Source organism: Novosphingobium sp. KACC 22771 (assembly GCF_028736195.1).
Classification (GTDB): Bacteria; Pseudomonadota; Alphaproteobacteria; order Sphingomonadales; family Sphingomonadaceae; genus Novosphingobium.
In genome coordinates this window covers 1,287,056-1,301,914 of the sequence record NZ_CP117882.1, presented here as the reverse complement: position 1 = coordinate 1,301,914, position 14,859 = coordinate 1,287,056, and the positions used below count along the sequence as shown (strand labels likewise).

The following is a 14,859-nucleotide window of genomic DNA, read 5'->3' as shown; positions in this document are numbered from 1 at the left end:
TCTGCCGTTTGGTGGAATTGTCGCCATGGTTCTGGCCTATCCTGCATGGGCCGCCGAAACGCCTGCCAATGCTGACGGCGGCGGGGTGGGCTATATTGTTGTCACCGCGCAGAAACGCGCCGAACCTTTGCAGCGCACGCCCATCGCCGTGACCGCGATCGGCGGCGATGCCATCGAGCAGTTGAAGATTTCAACCTTCCGCGACCTGTCGGGCGGGCGCGTACCCGGCCTGTTGGCGCCCAAACGCTCCACCGCCCAGACCACCCAGCAATATTCGATCCGCGGCATTGGCGAGACCGACACCTATCCCGAACCCGCCGTGGCGGTCTATATTGATGACGTCTATCTGGCGCGCACGGTCGGCTCGCTTTACGACACACCCGATCTGGAGCGAGTCGAGGTGCTGCGCGGGCCGCAGGGTACGCTCTATGGCCGCAATTCCAGCGCGGGCGCGATCCGCTTCATCACCAAAGACCCCACCGCCAAACCCTCGGCCAGTTTCAGCGCCACGCTGGGCTCGTTTCGCAATGTTGATCTGAAAGCGCGGATCAATGGCGCGATCCTTGATGATGACAAGCTCAACGGCGCGCTGACCGTGATCCGCCATACGCGCCGGGGTTGGCAGCATTCGGTGCCGCTGGGCCGCGATGTCAATGACACGGATCTGACCGTGCTGCGCGGCAAATTGCAGAGCAAGCCCGCGCCGGGGCTGACGATCACGCTGGCGGGCGATGCGATGTTCGACCGCGCCACGCAGAGCTATTACACTCCGGTCAACCAGCCCGACGGCATCCCGAACACCGGCAATCCCACCAACCCGGACCTGACATGGTCCTCCACGCTGCCCTATAACCGCACCACGTCCTATGGCGGATCGGGTACGGTGCAATGGGAGATCAACCGGCAGTTCACGGTGAAATCGGTGACGGCCTATCGCGGACTGCACGGGCCGATCTATTATGACAATGACGGCGTGACCGCGATCAAGGGCGACAGTCTCGCACAGTTCTGGCAGCATCAGTTCACGCAGGAATTGAATCTGAACGGCGAATTCGACCACTGGAATTTCGTCGCGGGCCTCTATTATTTCTCGGAAGGGTTTCACAACCATCGCCTGAGCCAGTCGGCGGGCGCGCCGGTCGATAATGTCGGCACCGTCACTCACACCAACAATTGGCTGAGCACCACTGCATGGGCGCTGTTCGGACAGGCCAACATCCATCTGACCGACCGGCTGACCGCGACGGTTGGCGGGCGCTGGACTACCGAATTGCGCAAATTCCGCAATATAGGCCAGACCGGGCGCAGTTGGGGCCTGCATGACCCGCAGGAGTGGAATTACGATCCTGATGCCTTCTTCGTCAAATATCCCACCGGAACCAGCGCCTCCTCCTCGCTCACCTCCTTTGAAGTGACGGCGACGCCTAAGCGTTTCAGTCGCTTCACGCCCAAGCTGGGGCTGCAATATGACTGGAACAAGGCGATTTTTCAGTATGTTTCATGGTCTCAGGGTTTCAAGAGCGGGGGCTATGACCTGCGCTCGGTCACGGCCATCGGCTCGGTCACGCCCTATTTGCCCCAGATCACCACGACCTATGAAACGGGCCTGAAAACCCGCCTGTTCGGGGGCAAGGCGACCTTCAATCTGGCCGCTTACTACAATGACATTTCCGATTTCCAGGTCCGCGCCACCAGCACGGCGGCGCTGGGCGTGGTGACCAACCAGTTGATCAACGCAGGCAAGGCGGCCAGTTGGGGCGGCGAGGCGGAACTGACGCTGGCCCCCACCGACAATCTGACCATCACCGGCAGCGCGGCCTATCTGAAAACCAAATACCGCACCTTTACCGCCACCCTGCCCGCCAATGTTGCGGGGCGGACCACGCTGGTCGGGCTGGACTTTCCCTATGCGCCGCGCTGGCAATTCGGGGCCTCGGTCAATTACCGCGTACCGGTCGATCTGCCCGGTGCGCTGCGGATCGGAGGCGATGTGCAATATGAAAGCAGCCGCTATGCCGATCTCTATAACACGCCGCAATTGCAGGTCCGTTCGCAGACCTATGTGAACGGCACGATCAACTTTGCCGCCGACGATTCCGCGATTGGGGGAGGCAACTGGAGCATCGGCGCCAATGTGCGCAACCTGTTCAACCTGCGCCGCGCCCAATTCGGCGGCTATGCGCCCAGCAATGCCGGGCAATATCCCTATTACTACCTCGCCTATAACGAACCGCGCACCTTCAACATCACCTTGACCAAGAATTTCTGAAGTCAAAGCGTTCTGATCGTTGGCGCCCTGTGTCTTGGGCATGGGGCGCCTGAGCGGTTTTCGCCCGGCGAAGGTTGAGCATTGCCAATAAGCAAATTGAGAAATCTAAATATCTGATTTCATCAACGAAAATTCCAAATCCTTGTTAAACACGGCGACGCGCTGCCGCTATCGCTGGCCTCCAGATTCCTTGGGGGTTTTCATGCGAAATATTTCTTCCCTGTCGATAGTGCTGGCCGGGGCGGCTTTGGGCCTCCCGCTGGCCGCCCATGCCGAAGAGGCCGCGCCGGAGGCCGCCGATTTGGGCACGCCGATCATCGTCACCGGCACGCGCAGCGCCCCGCGCCGCACCGTGGCCGACAGCCCGGTTCCGATTGATGTGATTGGCCCACAGGAGTTGAAGGCCACGGGCCGCACGGGCCTGAAGGAAATTCTGGGCAATCTGATCCCCTCGCTGACCATGCCCGCGCTGGGCGGGGGCGGCACCTCGGCCAGCGTGCGCCCGATCTCGATCCGTGGCCTTTCGGGCGATTATCTGCTGGTGCTGGTCAATGGCAAACGCCGCCATACGACCTCGCTCATCAACAATCTCTCGCGCGTATCGGGCGGATCGACCCCGGTGGACATCGACCTCATCTCCACCGCAGGCGTTGGCCGGATCGAGGTGTTGCGCGATGGCGCGGCGGCGCAGTATGGCTCGGACGCGATTTCGGGCGTCATCAACATCATCCTCGACAGCAGCAAACAAGGCGGCGAATTCACCCAGACCGCAGGGCAGCTTTATGAAAAGGGCGGCGCGCTGTTGCAGCAGACCGTCTCGTGGGGGACGGGTCTTGGCGATGGCGGCTTTGCCCACTTGTCCGCTGAGGGCAAATATCACGATGCGGCCAAAAGCTCGGCCCTGCCGGTTCCCACCATCTATCCGCTGATCAATGGCGCGCCCGATCCGCGCGAGGCCAGTGCCAACCATCTGATCGCGGGCGGCTATGGCCGGTCGAACCGCGACAAGATCATCAACACCTCGATCAACGCCGAACTGCCGCTGGGCGGGGTCACGGCCTATACGTTCTCAACCCTGTCCTATCGCGACATCAAGGACGCGCGCGGCTCGATTTTCCCTGCCGCCACCGGCTATGGCGGACAGGTCAACACGCTGGGCGTTTCCTCCTTGCCCCAGATCTTTCCCGCCGGTTTTCAGGCCTATCGCCGGATCTGGGAATGGGATTATCAGGCAACCTTGGGCGTAAAGGGCGAGATTGCCGGATGGGCGGCGGATCTCTCGACCAGCTATGGTACGGACAATGTAAAACTGGGCGCGGAAAACACGCTCAACCCCTCGCTGGGGCCGAGCAGCAAGACCGGCTTTTTCATGGGCCGCCAGAAGCAGACGCTGTGGGTAAGCAACCTTGATCTGAGCCGCGATTTTGCGGTCGGTCTGGCCGCGCCTCTGTCGGTGGCGGTGGGCGTCGAGCAGCGCTGGGAACGTTTTGAAAATCAGGCGGGCGAACCCGATTCCTATCGCGACGGCGGCTATATCATCCCGGCCGATAGCACGCCCTTTGGCACGCTTTACGGCGGCCGTTCGCCCTCGCCGGGGCTGGTGTCCTTTACCGGGACCTCGCCTGCGGATGCGCGCTCCATCAGCCGGGGCAATGTTGCCGCCTATGTCGATCTGTCCACCAATATCATCAAGGCGTGGTATGTTGGCGTTGCGGGCCGGTTTGAACATTATACCGACAGCGCGGGCGATACCGTTTCGGGCAAATTCTCCACCCGCTATGAAATCGCCCCCGGCCTGGCGCTGCGCGGCGGGGTGAACACCGGCTTTCGTGCGCCGTCTCTGGCTCAGACCGCCTTTTCCACCACGCAGAACACCGTCACGGTCAATGGCAACAACCGCCTTTCCACCACCTCGAAATTCCTGCCGGTGGACAGCGCGGCGGCGATTGCCCTTGGCGCCACGCCCTTGCGGCCGGAAAAGTCGCTGAACTTTACCGCCGGCCTGACCTTTGAACGAGGCGGGGCGCGGCTGACGGTTGATGCCTATCAGATCGACGTCGACAACCGCATCGTCAAAACCGAATTCCTCGGCACGGCGGCCAATGGCGGCAGCGCGATCAAGGCGATCCTGGTCGCCAATGGCATCACCGGGGTGGACAGCGCACAATTCTTCACCAACGCTATTGATACGCGCACGCGCGGCGTCGATGTGGTGGGCGAATATAACTGGCGCACCGCGACCATCGGCAATTTCCGCCTGAGCGCGGCCTATAGCTATAACGAGACGCAGATCCGCCGTATCGCCGCCAACCCCGCCGCGCTCTCGGGCCTGTCGGTCACGTTGTTCGGCCGTCAGGCCCAGCGCGACCTGCTGGTCGCCACCCCGCGCAGCAAGGTCGTGCTGACCGGCGACTGGAGCTGGGGTCGCCTGCACACATTGCTGCGCGCCACGCGCTATGGCCAATATACCGAGAGCAGCAATGTCGCTTCGGGTGACCGCACTTTCGGCGCCAAGGTCATCACCGATCTGGAGGTCGGCTATGACCTCTCGCGCCGCGTGTCGCTGGCGGCGGGGGCCAACAATCTGTTCGATGTCTATCCGGACAAGAACGGCATCGTCGCCTCGGACGGGTCGGGCCTTTACGGCAATTTCGCCCCCTTTGGCCTGAGCGGCGGTTTTTATTACGCCCGCCTCGGCGTCAAATTCTAAAAGGATCCGGCATGTCCCTTCTCGTCGATTTTGCCGCATGGCTGGGGGCGACCTCGCTTTCGGCGGTGGTCACCGGTCATGACTGGCTAGTTCCAGCCATTCAGGTGGTGCATATTCTGGCCGTGGCGGGGGTGCTGATCGCCTCGCTGCATATCCATCTGCGCGCACTGAACCTGCTGGAGCGCGATGTGGCGCAGGCGCAGGTGGCCGCGCGATTCCTGCCGATCCTGTGGGGGGCGCTGGGCGTGCTCGCGTTTACCGGCCTGCTGCTGATCGCCAGCGAGCCGACCCGCGCGATCTTCCGCACGGTTTTCTGGGTCAAGCTGGCGCTGGCCACGGCGGCCTCGCTGGGCACCTGGGCGCAAGGGCCGCTGGCGCTGCGCTTCAACACGGGCGGCGTGACGGTGCATCCGGCGCAAAAAGTGCTGGCGGTGGCCACGCTGCTGGTCTGGCTGGGCGTGATCTATGCCGGGCGCTGGATTGCCTATGCCGATGGATGGGCCGGGGCGCCTGCCTGATCCTTCTGTTTTCGAAAGGTTATCTTGATGTCTCTTCAATCTGTGGCCCTGTGGCTTTCGGAAACGCCGCTGGCGCTGGAACTGGCGGATTCAAACTGGCTGTTCGGCACGGTCGAGGCGCTGCATGTGGCGGCGCTTTCGCTGGTGATCGGCTCGATCGCGCTGGTGGATCTGCGGCTGATCGGGGTGGGCCCGGCGCGCGGGACCGCGCAGGAGGTGCTGGACCGGCTGGTGCCCTTCACGCTGGTCGGCTTCGGCCTTGCTCTGGCCAGCGGCAGCGTGCTGATTTTTGCCAATCCGATTGGTTATTCGGAAAACTTCTGGTTCGCGGTCAAATTCAGCCTGCTCGCGCTGGCCGGGATCAATGCGCTGGTGTTCCACCTGTTTGCCCAGCGCAAATTAGCCGAGGGCGGTTCGATTGTTCCGCGGATTTCGGGTGCGATCTCGCTGACGCTCTGGCTGGGCATTGTCATTGCCGGGCGCTGGATCGGCTATACGCTCTGAAAAAAAGGGGGGGATGCCGGTGTGGCATCCGCCCCTGGCGGGACGCGGCGCGGGAAAGAGAAGTAACCGCGCCGCGTGAGGGAATTGTCTTCAGCCGCCCGGCTTCTCGATCTCGACCAGCCGCGCCTGCAAAACCTGCCCGGTGGCAAGAATCGTCGCCTTGCGGAAGCCGCCGCCCAGCGCGCCATCGCGCAGCGGGTTGACCTCGACATCGACCTTGTCGCCGACCTTGAGCGACTGGCGGCTCCAGCCCAGCCGGGTCAGATTGCCCGGACTGGTCAGCTCCACCGCCCAGACGCCATGCTTCACCGGCCCTTCCTGCACATCGACAAACAGCGAGACATGCGGGTTGACCCAACGATAGGCGCTGATCGTGCCGCGCAGATTGACCACTTTGCCCTGATCAAACATCGCAAAGCTGTGATGCGCCAGCGAGGGCGCCGCCATGGCCAGCGCGGTGGCCAGGGCGCCTGTGGACAGGATCTTCTTCAACATCGCCATTGCTCCTTATTTGGCCGGGGGCGCCAGCGCATTGCCGTCGGCCGATTGCGCCACCGGGCGCCATGCCGGATTGCCCCATTTGTCCGTGGTTTCCTCAAAATCGCCCTGACGGCAAACGCCCTCGCCGATCTCGAAACTGCGCGCGCGCTTGCGGGTGAAAAGGCGGCGGGTTTGCCATGGGTGGGTCAGCACGGCAGGGGCGGTGATGGTCAGATCGACCGCCAGCGTGTCCGGCCTGATCAGGTGGAACTGCTGCTCCACATGCGCGCCCTCGCCAATCGCGATGCCCACCGCTTCTGACACGGCCAGCCATGTCTGGGGCAGAATCGCGGTGGTGGAAACCGCCAAAGTGTCGCCCTGCCAGACCCCGATATTATAGCCGTGAAAGCTGGGGTCGGGGTCGACCGGGGCTTTGCGACCATCGGTCCAGATCCGCACCAGCCGGTTGCCGTCGCTCTCGCCAAGGATGGTGACGCGGCCCGGTGTGGAGAGGATCTCGATCGAATTATGCGTGATAAGGTAAAAACTCGGCACGCCATGCGGCAGGCAATCGAGCAGCAGCCCGCGCGGGCGGCCCGCCTTTTCCTCGGCGTCCCAATAGTCGATCTGCTTTTTTACCTCCGGTTTCCATGGCGGCGGATTGGTGGTGACCTGGGCAAACTGGTCCGAGATCACAGGGAACCACGAACCGCTCCAATCCGGGCGGCGGGCCAGTTCCTGCCAGTCCCTTGGCGTGGGGGCGGGGGTGATCGGATCATCGGGCGCAGCGGCCAAGGCGGGCGCGGCCAGCGTCAGTGCCAGCGCAAAGAGGGTCGGGCGCATCATTTGGGCGGCTGCTGCGATGCGCCGGGGATGTTGAGGGCTTCAAGCACCTGTCCCGTGGCGGCGATGGTCAGCTTTTTGAACTGGCCCGCGCGGCGTCCGTCGCGGATCGGGTTGATCGAGACGATCACCTTGTCGCCGGGCTTTACCACCGTACGGCTCCAGCCCATCTTGGCCAGATTGGCGGGGCTGGTGGGCAATTCCAGCGACCACAGGCCCGGCCCATAGGCGCCCACCTGTCCGGCCTGAACCCACAGCACGGCATGGGGCGCGGTCCATTGAAAGCTCTGGACCGTGGCTTCGAACTGCATCGGCTTGGCCGGATCAAACATCGAAAAACTGTGATGCGCGATGGCCGGGGTCAGGCCCGCGCCCAGCGCCAGACCAAGCGCGGCAAGGCTGCCCCAAAGGCGGCGAGAGATCATCATTTCTTCTCCTTGGCAGGCGCGGGCAAGGGCGCGCCCTGATCAGGCGGCAGGGTGGCCCCGCCCTCGTCCTTGGGCAGCGGGGCAAAGATGGCGAGACCGTCCTTGTCGGTGCTTTCGATAAAATCGCCCTGTCGGCATGAGCTTTCGACCATATCAAATGTGCGCTCGCGGTGGCGGGTCAGCAACCGTGTGGCATGCCATGGCGCGGCCAGCACATGGGGCGCATCGACCACCAGATCGACACGGGCGCTGTTCGGCCCGGTCAGCGTGATGCGCTCGACCACATGCATGTCGCCATTGTTGGGAATGCCCACGCCTTGCCCGGTGGAAATGAACACTTGCGGCAGAAAGCCCACCGTGTCGATCACCAGCATCTGCCCCTCCCAATGGCCGATGGAATGGCCTGAAAAGGTGGGGTCCGGGTCGGCAGGATGGGGGCGGCCATCGGTCCACACCCGGCGCAGGCGGTTGCCGTCCAATTCGCCCAGAATGGTGATGCGGCCCGGCGTTTGCAGAAATTCGACCGAATTGAGCGTCTGGGTCCAGCTTGAGGGCAGGCCCTCGGGCAAACAATTGACCCAGATGTTCTGCGGCTTGCCCTCGGCGTCGAGCTGTTTGAGCCGGGCATAGACCGGCGCGATTTCCGGGCGCCATTGCGGCTCCGTGGTGTTGCCCGGCGCGTATTTGTCCAGCGGCCCCGGCGTCCAGACACCCGACAGATCGGGCAGATCGGCGATGGCCGCCCATGCCGCGCGCGTTGGGGCCGGATTGGCGGCATCAGGGGCGGGCAGTGCTGCGGCCAGCAGCGCGGGAAGGAGAGGAAGCATGGTTGGGCCAAACTCTATCGCAATGATTGAGAATATCGCTTTAGCGATCCCGCGCCCAAGGTTAATTCAGATTTTCATCAAAGCTCATGAGGAAAACTTGGTGGACGCGGCGGTCCTGCGCCCTAGCGTTCGGGCGGATTTCCCAAGCGATGAAAGTACTGGCGATGCGACACCCCACTCGTTCCCTGTTGGCTTTTGCCGGGTTCGCGGCTCTGGCCGCTTGCGGCGCGGAGCGGCCCAGCCGAGCGTTGGAGGCCGCCTCGGCCAATGCGATATGGCAGGATCCGGCCCTGCGCGCCGAGGCGATCCGGCTGGCCCCGCCGCTGTTTGCCCGCCACTGCGCGTCATGCCACGGTGCGGATCTCAAGGGCGCGCCGGGCGCTCATGCGCCGGACCTGACCGATGACCGCTGGCTGTTTGGCGGCGAGGATATTGATACGTTCAATATTCAGGCAAGCGATGTCGAGCAAACCATCCTGCACGGCATACGCGCGCCCGACCCCAAAACGCGTAATTGGCCCACGATGCCCGGACGCGGGGTCGGCCACAGCCTTGAGCCGGACGAGATTGCCGCCGTCACCGAATATGTCCTCAAACTTTCCGGCCAGCCCTTTGATGCCAGGCAGATCCCGCTGGGCAAGGAGACATTTGAGGTGGAGGGCGGGTGCTATGATTGCCACACGCTGCAGGGCTGGGGCGATCCGGCGACCGGGGCGGCGGATCTGACGCGGCCGCGCACATGGCTGTATGGGCGGGATCGCGCCTCGGTGGCCCAGACCGTGCGCGAGGGGCGGGTAAGTTCTTCCCCCGCCTTTGCCGGAAAGATCAGCGTGACAGAGGCGAAGATCCTGTCCGCCTATGTGTTGTCGCAGGCCAAGACGCTGCATTACAATTGAAAAGGGGCGGGCATATTGCCGCGCCCCTTTTGCATCAGGCCGCGTTGGCCGCCAAATCCCCGGATCGCGCCTCGGGCAAATGATCAAGGACCGTCTCGCTTTCGGGGCGGTCCATCCAATCGGGGCTGACGATCAGGCGGCGCACCGTGGCGTCGCCGTTCAGGATCAGCACGGCGGGTTGGTCGATTTCATAACTGTTGGTGCCAAGCGTCGCGCCGATCCAGTTGTCGCCGGGCTTCACCGCGGGCTGATCGTCGGGCAGGAAGGTGATGCCCAGCGCGCGGCCCAGCGCATAATCAGGGTCTGCGGCCACCGGGAAGTCGAGACCATGACGGTTGATGATCGAGCGATCCACCGGGTTTTGCGCGCTGACCGCGACGAGGGGAATGCCTGCTGCCTTCAACGCGGGCCACAGGTGGCGGTTGTAATGGGGCAGGGCCAGATTGCAGGCCGGGCAGCCGGCAAAGCGGAAGAACACCAGCACCGCCGGGCCGTGGGCGACCAATTCATCGCGGGTGAGGGCCTTGCCGTCCTGATCGATAAGCGTGAAGGGGGCGATCACCTGACCCGGCTGGGGATAGGCGGCGGGATCGAAACGCGCGACCAGCGAGCGGCGCTGCGAGGCGTTGCGCTCCAGTTGCTCGGGCGCCCATGTGCGCTCACGTTCGGCCTGAAGCTCGGCGTAGAGTTGGTGGAGGGTGGGGTGGGCCATGCTGATCTGCCTCTCTTTGCGGGTTCGAGGAGGCCAGCGATAATCCCCCCGCGCCCCCGGCGGACAGTGAGAAGCGGGGCGCGAGGGTTTAAGATTTGTCATAAGCGACTAGAGCGCGACGACGATCTCACGCGCCAGTTGCGCCAGGCGGGCGGTGGCCGGGTCGAGGCTGGCGGCGGTCTGCAACACGCAGGAGACGCGGGGCAGGGGAGCCAGATGCTCGATCTGCAAGGGCTCCTCGCTCAGGAACAAATGCGTGCGGCAGGTTATGCCCAGCCCCGCATCGACCGCCGCACGCAGCGTGGTCAGATTGGGCGTTTCGACCGTGATGCGATAGGGCACGCCCGCATCCTCCAGCGTGCGGATCGCCGCCTCGCGAAAGCGGCAGGGCGGTTCGAGCACGGCCAGCGGCAGCACGTTCTGGCGCAGGAGATCGGCCTTGCCGTACCATTCCATCGCGGCATAGGCGATGGCATTGGGATCATTGGCGGCGGCAAAGCCCAGCACGATGTCAAGCTGGCGCCGCTCAAGCTGGGCCAGCAATTCGGCGGTGCCCGCGATGCGCGAATAGATCTGCGCATCGGGATGCAGTTCGGCAAATTGCGCCAGCAGGCCCGAGAGCAGCGTTTCGGCAAAGTCCTGCACCATGCCGATGCGCGCCGGACCCGCAAAATGGCCCGCCGTGATCGCCGAAACCGCCTCATCATGCAGGATCAGCACCTTGCGCGCATAATCGAGCATCAACTCGCCCGCCTGCGTCAGGGACAGGCGGCGGCCTTCGCGATGGAACAGGTTCTGTTGCAGCAGTTCTTCCAGCCGTTTGATCTGGAGCGAGAGCGCGCTTTGCGTGACGAACACCTTTTCCGAGGCGTTGAGCATCGAGCCCGTGTCCACAATGGCGACGAAGCTGCGCAGCAGATTTGTGGGCAAATTGACGGGCATTGCGGTCCTCGGATGATGGTTGGCGGGGGGCCGCCGTGGGGAATTGAGGGGTGTTATGCCTGATTGCTTATTGTCAATCAAAATAGTAGAGATAAGGCATGCAAAAGCAAATCTATTCGGTCGGGATATCATGCTTATAATGCTGAAATTAGGTCATAAATCTGCATAAATCGCGATCCGGCGCGGCTGATATGAGCAGCGCTTATAGGTGCCGCCAATAACTCAATTGATCGAGTAGAGTTTTGGGGTTCTGCTGAAGCTCTCCCGCCAAGACGAGCTTTGAACATGCCCCAACCCAACCCGCTTCATCGGCGTATTACCGCCTTCTTTTCAGGCCATTGGGTCTCCCCGCTGGTTTTCCTCATCCTCTGGGAGGCCGGCTCGCGCCTTGGCCTGATTCCCAAAAGCACGCTGGCCGCGCCCTCTGCCGTGATCGGCACGCTGCTCGATATGCTGGCCAGCGGCGAGCTGCCGGACAATCTGTGGGTCTCGTTCCTGCGCGTGGTGGTGGGGCTGGTCATCGGCCTGTCGATCGGGATCGCGCTGGCGCTGGCCGCGGGCCTGTCGCGTCAGGGCGAGGCCGCCATTGATCCCATCATGCAGATCAAGCGCACGATCCCGACGCTGGCGCTGACGCCTTTGTTCATCGTGTGGTTCGGCATTGGCGAGACGCCCAAAGTAGCCCTGATCGCCTTTGCCTCGATTTTTCCCGTCTATCTCAACCTCTATTCGGGCATTCGCGGCGTCGATGTCCGCCTGATCGAAGGCGCGCGCAGCTTTGGCCTGAGCCGCGCCGAGGTGATCTGGCATGTGATCCTGCCTGGCGCCTTGCCCTCGCTGCTGGTTGGGCTGCGCTATTCGCTTTCGGTGTCGATTCTGGTGCTGGTTGTCGCCGAACAGATCAATGCCTCGGCGGGCCTTGGCTATCTGGTCAACAACGCCCGCGATTTCATGCGCACCGATATCATCGTGGTCTGCCTGCTGGTCTATGCGGCGCTGGGTCTTGGCGCGGACGGGCTGGTGCGGTTGATCGAACGCCGGGCGCTGGCCTGGCGCCCCCAACTTGCGAAAGGCTGAAATCATGCTGGCCGAAACCAATTTTACCGCCGCTTTTCCCATTCCCGAACCGGTCGTCCGCCTGCGCGATTTCACCCGCAGTTTTGGCGCCAACACGGTCATCGACGGGCTGAACCTGTCGATTGCGCCGGGCGAATTTGTCGCCCTGTTGGGCCGCTCGGGCGGGGGCAAGACGACCCTGCTGCGTACACTCGCCGGGCTGGACAGTGTGGTGGGACAGGATGTGCTGATCCCCAACAGCCGCGCCGTGGTGTTTCAGGATGCGCGCCTGCTGCCGTGGAAAAAGGTGTGGCGCAATGTTGCGCTGGGCCTGAAAGGGCCGGGGGTGCGCGAGCGCGCCGAGGCGGCCCTCAATGAGGTTGGCCTTGGCCACCGTCTTGACGCATGGCCGCTGACGCTTTCGGGCGGCGAGGCACAGCGCGTGGCCTTGGCCCGCGCGCTGGTGCGCGAACCCAAATTGCTGCTCCTCGACGAGCCCTTTGCCGCGCTCGACGCACTGACGCGGATCAAGATGCACGCGCTGGTGCTGGAATTGTGGCGTGTTCATCGCCCCGCGATCCTGATGGTCACGCATGACGTGGACGAGGCGGTCGCGCTGGCCGACCGCATCCTCGTGCTGGACGCAGGCCGCATCGTGGCCGAGGAGCATATCACCGCCCAGCGCGGTGAGCGCGGCGATGTGGGCCGCGTGCTGCGCCAGCGTCTGCTGGGTCATCTGGGCTGCGAAGTCACCTCCGAGCATGTTCTGTCCGCCGTCGACGTTGGCGCCAGCATCATGCCTTTCACGCAAGGGGCATCGGCATGATCGCGGCGGTTCTGGACCACCCGGTCAACACGTCAGCCAACCTTGGCCGCCTGCGCGATTTCGTCACCGCGCTGGCCGCTTTGCTCGACCGGGCATCCGATGAGGCCGAGATCCTTGAACAGGGCGGCGCGCTGCTGCGCGCTCTGGTGGCCCATGACGACTGGCTGCCTGAGGCTTTTGCCGCCCCTTCGCCCGAGCGTTATCAGCAATATCTGCTCCATGGCGACAGCGCCGAACGCTTTTCCGTCGTCTCCTTCGTCTGGGGCCCGGGGCAGGGGACGCCGATTCACGATCACACCGTCTGGGGTCTTGTCGGCGTTTTGCGCGGGCGCGAGGAATCCCAAGGCTTCCGCCGCCAGAGTGATGGCTCGCTGGCCCCGGATGGGCCTCCGCTCTCGCTCAATCCCGGCGAGGTGGAGGCCCTGAGCCCGGCACGCGGCGATATTCATCAGGTGCGCAATGCCCTGCCGGATGCGCCCTCGATTTCGATCCACGTTTACGGCGCCAATATCGGCGCGGTCCGCCGCTCGACGTTCACCCCGGATGGCGAGGCCAAATTGTTCATCTCGGGCTATGCCAATGCGCTGGTGCCCAATCTGTGGGACCGATCCAAATGAGTGTTACCCCCAAGGACATCCGCAAGGCCCTGATCGCGAGCGAGGAAATCGCGCTGATCGACCTGCGCGAGGAGGCCGAATTCGCGCTGGGCCATCCTTTGTTTGCCGCCCAAATCCCGCTGCGTCGGATCAATGTCGAGGCCGCCTGGCGCATCCCGCGCAAGGACACGCGCATCGTCGTCTATGACAATGGCGAGGATCTGACCGAGGCCGCACTGGCCCATCTGCGCGCGCTGGGCTTTACCAACGTCGATGTGCTGGCGGGGGGCCTGTCGGGCTGGAAAAGCGCCGGTTACGAGCTGTTCGAGGATGTGAACAGCTACTCCAAGGCCTTTGGCGAACTGGTCGAACATCGCCGCCACACGCCCTCGCTCCCCGCGCAGGATGTGCAGGCGCTGATCGAGGAAAAGGCCGATATCGCGATCCTCGACGCACGCCGGTTTGACGAATATGCCACGATGAGCATTCCGGGCGGCATCTCCAGCCCCGGCGCCGAACTGGTGCTGCGCGCCCGCGCCGCAGCGCCCGATCCCGACACCACGATCATCGTCAATTGCGCGGGCCGCACGCGCTCCATCATCGGCGCGCAATCGCTGGTGAACGCTGGCCTGCCCAACCGGATCTATGCTTTGCGCAACGGCACGATCGGCTGGACTCTGGCGGGGCAAAGCCTCGAAACCGGGCAAGCGCGCCGCGCCGCCCTGCCCGATGCGCCGCTGGTGGAGGAAGCCCGCCAGAAGGCGCGCGAAGTGGCCTATCGCGCGGGCGTTAAGCGGATCACGCCCGAGGAGCTGGACCACCTGCGCGCCGACAAAACCCGCACGCTCTACCAATATGACGTGCGCCTGCCCGAGGATTATGCGGCAGGCCACATCCCCGGCTTCCGCAATGCGCAGGGCGGACAGTTGGTGCAGGAAACCGACCACTTCGCGCCCGTGCGCGGTGCGCGCATCGTGCTGGCCGATGACCTTGGCCCGCGCGCCGACATGACCGCCAGTTGGTTGGCGCAATTGGGCTGGGAGGTTTACGTGCTGGAAGGCGGCGCACACAGCGAAACCGGCCCCGATGCCGCGCCGCCCCCTCGCGGGCCAGAGGGTCGCTACAAGCGCCCCTATGAAGGCACCGATAACGCGGCCGCTGCCATGCAGGCCTATCTCGACTGGGAATACGGCCTTGTCGCCCAATTGGAGCGCGACGGCACCCACGGCTTTTTTGTCATTTGATTTTGCGG

15 protein-coding genes are annotated in these 14,859 nt (G+C 63.7%); 9 read left to right on the top strand and 6 right to left on the bottom strand.

The features are described from left to right. Positions 1-25 precede the first annotated feature (25 nt). The 4 genes from PQ467_RS22585 (at position 26) to PQ467_RS22570 (ending at position 6,001) form a co-directional block, all read left to right on the top strand. Positions 26-2,269, top strand: a complete 2,244-nt coding sequence (locus tag PQ467_RS22585; protein ID WP_274176724.1) for a TonB-dependent receptor — start codon at positions 26-28, stop codon at positions 2,267-2,269. Positions 2,270-2,471: 202 nt separating this feature from the next. Further along, positions 2,472-4,979 (top strand): TonB-dependent receptor plug domain-containing protein, encoded by a 2,508-nt coding sequence (locus tag PQ467_RS22580; RefSeq protein ID WP_274176723.1) that lies wholly within the window; start codon positions 2,472-2,474, stop codon positions 4,977-4,979. Between the two features lie 11 nt (positions 4,980-4,990). Continuing rightward, positions 4,991-5,497 (top strand): DUF6644 family protein, encoded by a 507-nt coding sequence (locus tag PQ467_RS22575; RefSeq protein ID WP_274176722.1) that lies wholly within the window; start codon positions 4,991-4,993, stop codon positions 5,495-5,497. A 27-nt stretch (positions 5,498-5,524) separates the two neighbouring features. After that, the gene (locus tag PQ467_RS22570; protein ID WP_274176721.1) at positions 5,525-6,001 is read left to right on the top strand and encodes a DUF6644 family protein; all 477 of its coding nucleotides are present in this window, start codon (positions 5,525-5,527) and stop codon (positions 5,999-6,001) included. Positions 6,002-6,091: 90 nt separating this feature from the next. Here PQ467_RS22570 and PQ467_RS22565 read toward each other — a convergent pair whose 3' ends face one another. Genes PQ467_RS22565 through PQ467_RS22550 form a run of 4 tightly spaced genes read right to left on the bottom strand, consistent with a single transcriptional unit; the run spans position 6,092 to position 8,579 of the window. Beyond that, positions 6,092-6,496, bottom strand: coding sequence for a DUF6152 family protein (locus PQ467_RS22565; RefSeq protein ID WP_274176720.1), 405 nt, complete (start codon positions 6,494-6,496; stop codon positions 6,092-6,094). 12 nt (positions 6,497-6,508) lie between these two features. Continuing rightward, a complete protein-coding gene (locus PQ467_RS22560; RefSeq protein ID WP_274176719.1) occupies positions 6,509-7,327 on the bottom strand; it encodes a hypothetical protein in 819 nt (272 codons plus the stop codon). Further along, positions 7,324-7,752, bottom strand: coding sequence for a DUF6152 family protein (locus PQ467_RS22555; protein WP_274176718.1), 429 nt, complete (start codon positions 7,750-7,752; stop codon positions 7,324-7,326). Before PQ467_RS22555 ends, PQ467_RS22560 begins: the two co-directional genes overlap by 4 nt. Next, entirely contained in the window at positions 7,749-8,579 is an 831-nt protein-coding gene (locus PQ467_RS22550; RefSeq protein WP_274176717.1) for a hypothetical protein, read from the bottom strand. The genes PQ467_RS22555 and PQ467_RS22550 overlap by 4 nt, the downstream gene beginning before the upstream one ends. Before the next feature lie 164 nt (positions 8,580-8,743). Between PQ467_RS22550 and PQ467_RS22545 the strand changes: the two genes are divergently transcribed. Beyond that, complete coding sequence (locus PQ467_RS22545; RefSeq protein WP_274176716.1) at positions 8,744-9,475, top strand: c-type cytochrome; 732 nt, start codon at positions 8,744-8,746, stop codon at positions 9,473-9,475. Between the two features lie 34 nt (positions 9,476-9,509). Here PQ467_RS22545 and PQ467_RS22540 read toward each other — a convergent pair whose 3' ends face one another. After that, a complete protein-coding gene (locus PQ467_RS22540; RefSeq protein WP_274176715.1) occupies positions 9,510-10,187 on the bottom strand; it encodes a peroxiredoxin-like family protein in 678 nt (225 codons plus the stop codon). A gap of 108 nt (positions 10,188-10,295) precedes the next feature. After that, positions 10,296-11,129, bottom strand: a complete 834-nt coding sequence (locus PQ467_RS22535; RefSeq protein WP_274176714.1) for a LysR substrate-binding domain-containing protein — start codon at positions 11,127-11,129, stop codon at positions 10,296-10,298. A gap of 285 nt (positions 11,130-11,414) precedes the next feature. On the opposite strand from PQ467_RS22535, the gene PQ467_RS22530 reads away from it, so the two are divergent. From PQ467_RS22530 to PQ467_RS22515, 4 genes are read left to right on the top strand one after another with little or no spacing between them, the layout of a single operon-like run. Further along, on the top strand, positions 11,415-12,206 hold the full coding sequence (locus PQ467_RS22530) for an ABC transporter permease (protein WP_274176713.1): 792 nt from the start codon (positions 11,415-11,417) through the stop codon (positions 12,204-12,206). A gap of 4 nt (positions 12,207-12,210) precedes the next feature. Next, complete coding sequence (locus tag PQ467_RS22525; protein ID WP_274176712.1) at positions 12,211-13,011, top strand: ABC transporter ATP-binding protein; 801 nt, start codon at positions 12,211-12,213, stop codon at positions 13,009-13,011. After that, on the top strand, positions 13,008-13,628 hold the full coding sequence (locus PQ467_RS22520; RefSeq protein ID WP_274176711.1) for a cysteine dioxygenase: 621 nt from the start codon (positions 13,008-13,010) through the stop codon (positions 13,626-13,628). The genes PQ467_RS22525 and PQ467_RS22520 overlap by 4 nt, the downstream gene beginning before the upstream one ends. Continuing rightward, entirely contained in the window at positions 13,625-14,851 is a 1,227-nt protein-coding gene (locus tag PQ467_RS22515; RefSeq protein WP_274176710.1) for a rhodanese-like domain-containing protein, read from the top strand. The genes PQ467_RS22520 and PQ467_RS22515 overlap by 4 nt, the downstream gene beginning before the upstream one ends. Positions 14,852-14,859 lie beyond the last annotated feature (8 nt).

What these genes read in the sequence shown, in the direction of transcription:
- PQ467_RS22550 (WP_274176717.1), bottom strand. Translation starts at nt 8,579, where the DNA reads ATGCTTCCTCTCCTTCCCGCGCTGCTGGCCGCAGCACTGCCCGCCCCT.
- PQ467_RS22535 (WP_274176714.1), bottom strand. Translation starts at nt 11,129, where the DNA reads ATGCCCGTCAATTTGCCCACAAATCTGCTGCGCAGCTTCGTCGCCATT.
- PQ467_RS22585 (WP_274176724.1), top strand. Translation starts at nt 26, where the DNA reads ATGGTTCTGGCCTATCCTGCATGGGCCGCCGAAACGCCTGCCAATGCT.
- PQ467_RS22570 (WP_274176721.1), top strand. Translation starts at nt 5,525, where the DNA reads ATGTCTCTTCAATCTGTGGCCCTGTGGCTTTCGGAAACGCCGCTGGCG.
- PQ467_RS22560 (WP_274176719.1), bottom strand. Translation starts at nt 7,327, where the DNA reads ATGATGCGCCCGACCCTCTTTGCGCTGGCACTGACGCTGGCCGCGCCC.
- PQ467_RS22575 (WP_274176722.1), top strand. Translation starts at nt 4,991, where the DNA reads ATGTCCCTTCTCGTCGATTTTGCCGCATGGCTGGGGGCGACCTCGCTT.
- PQ467_RS22530 (WP_274176713.1), top strand. Translation starts at nt 11,415, where the DNA reads ATGCCCCAACCCAACCCGCTTCATCGGCGTATTACCGCCTTCTTTTCA.
- PQ467_RS22540 (WP_274176715.1), bottom strand. Translation starts at nt 10,187, where the DNA reads ATGGCCCACCCCACCCTCCACCAACTCTACGCCGAGCTTCAGGCCGAA.
- PQ467_RS22565 (WP_274176720.1), bottom strand. Translation starts at nt 6,496, where the DNA reads ATGTTGAAGAAGATCCTGTCCACAGGCGCCCTGGCCACCGCGCTGGCC.
- PQ467_RS22555 (WP_274176718.1), bottom strand. Translation starts at nt 7,752, where the DNA reads ATGATGATCTCTCGCCGCCTTTGGGGCAGCCTTGCCGCGCTTGGTCTG.
- PQ467_RS22580 (WP_274176723.1), top strand. Translation starts at nt 2,472, where the DNA reads ATGCGAAATATTTCTTCCCTGTCGATAGTGCTGGCCGGGGCGGCTTTG.
- PQ467_RS22520 (WP_274176711.1), top strand. Translation starts at nt 13,008, where the DNA reads ATGATCGCGGCGGTTCTGGACCACCCGGTCAACACGTCAGCCAACCTT.
- PQ467_RS22545 (WP_274176716.1), top strand. Translation starts at nt 8,744, where the DNA reads ATGCGACACCCCACTCGTTCCCTGTTGGCTTTTGCCGGGTTCGCGGCT.
- PQ467_RS22515 (WP_274176710.1), top strand. Translation starts at nt 13,625, where the DNA reads ATGAGTGTTACCCCCAAGGACATCCGCAAGGCCCTGATCGCGAGCGAG.
- PQ467_RS22525 (WP_274176712.1), top strand. Translation starts at nt 12,211, where the DNA reads ATGCTGGCCGAAACCAATTTTACCGCCGCTTTTCCCATTCCCGAACCG.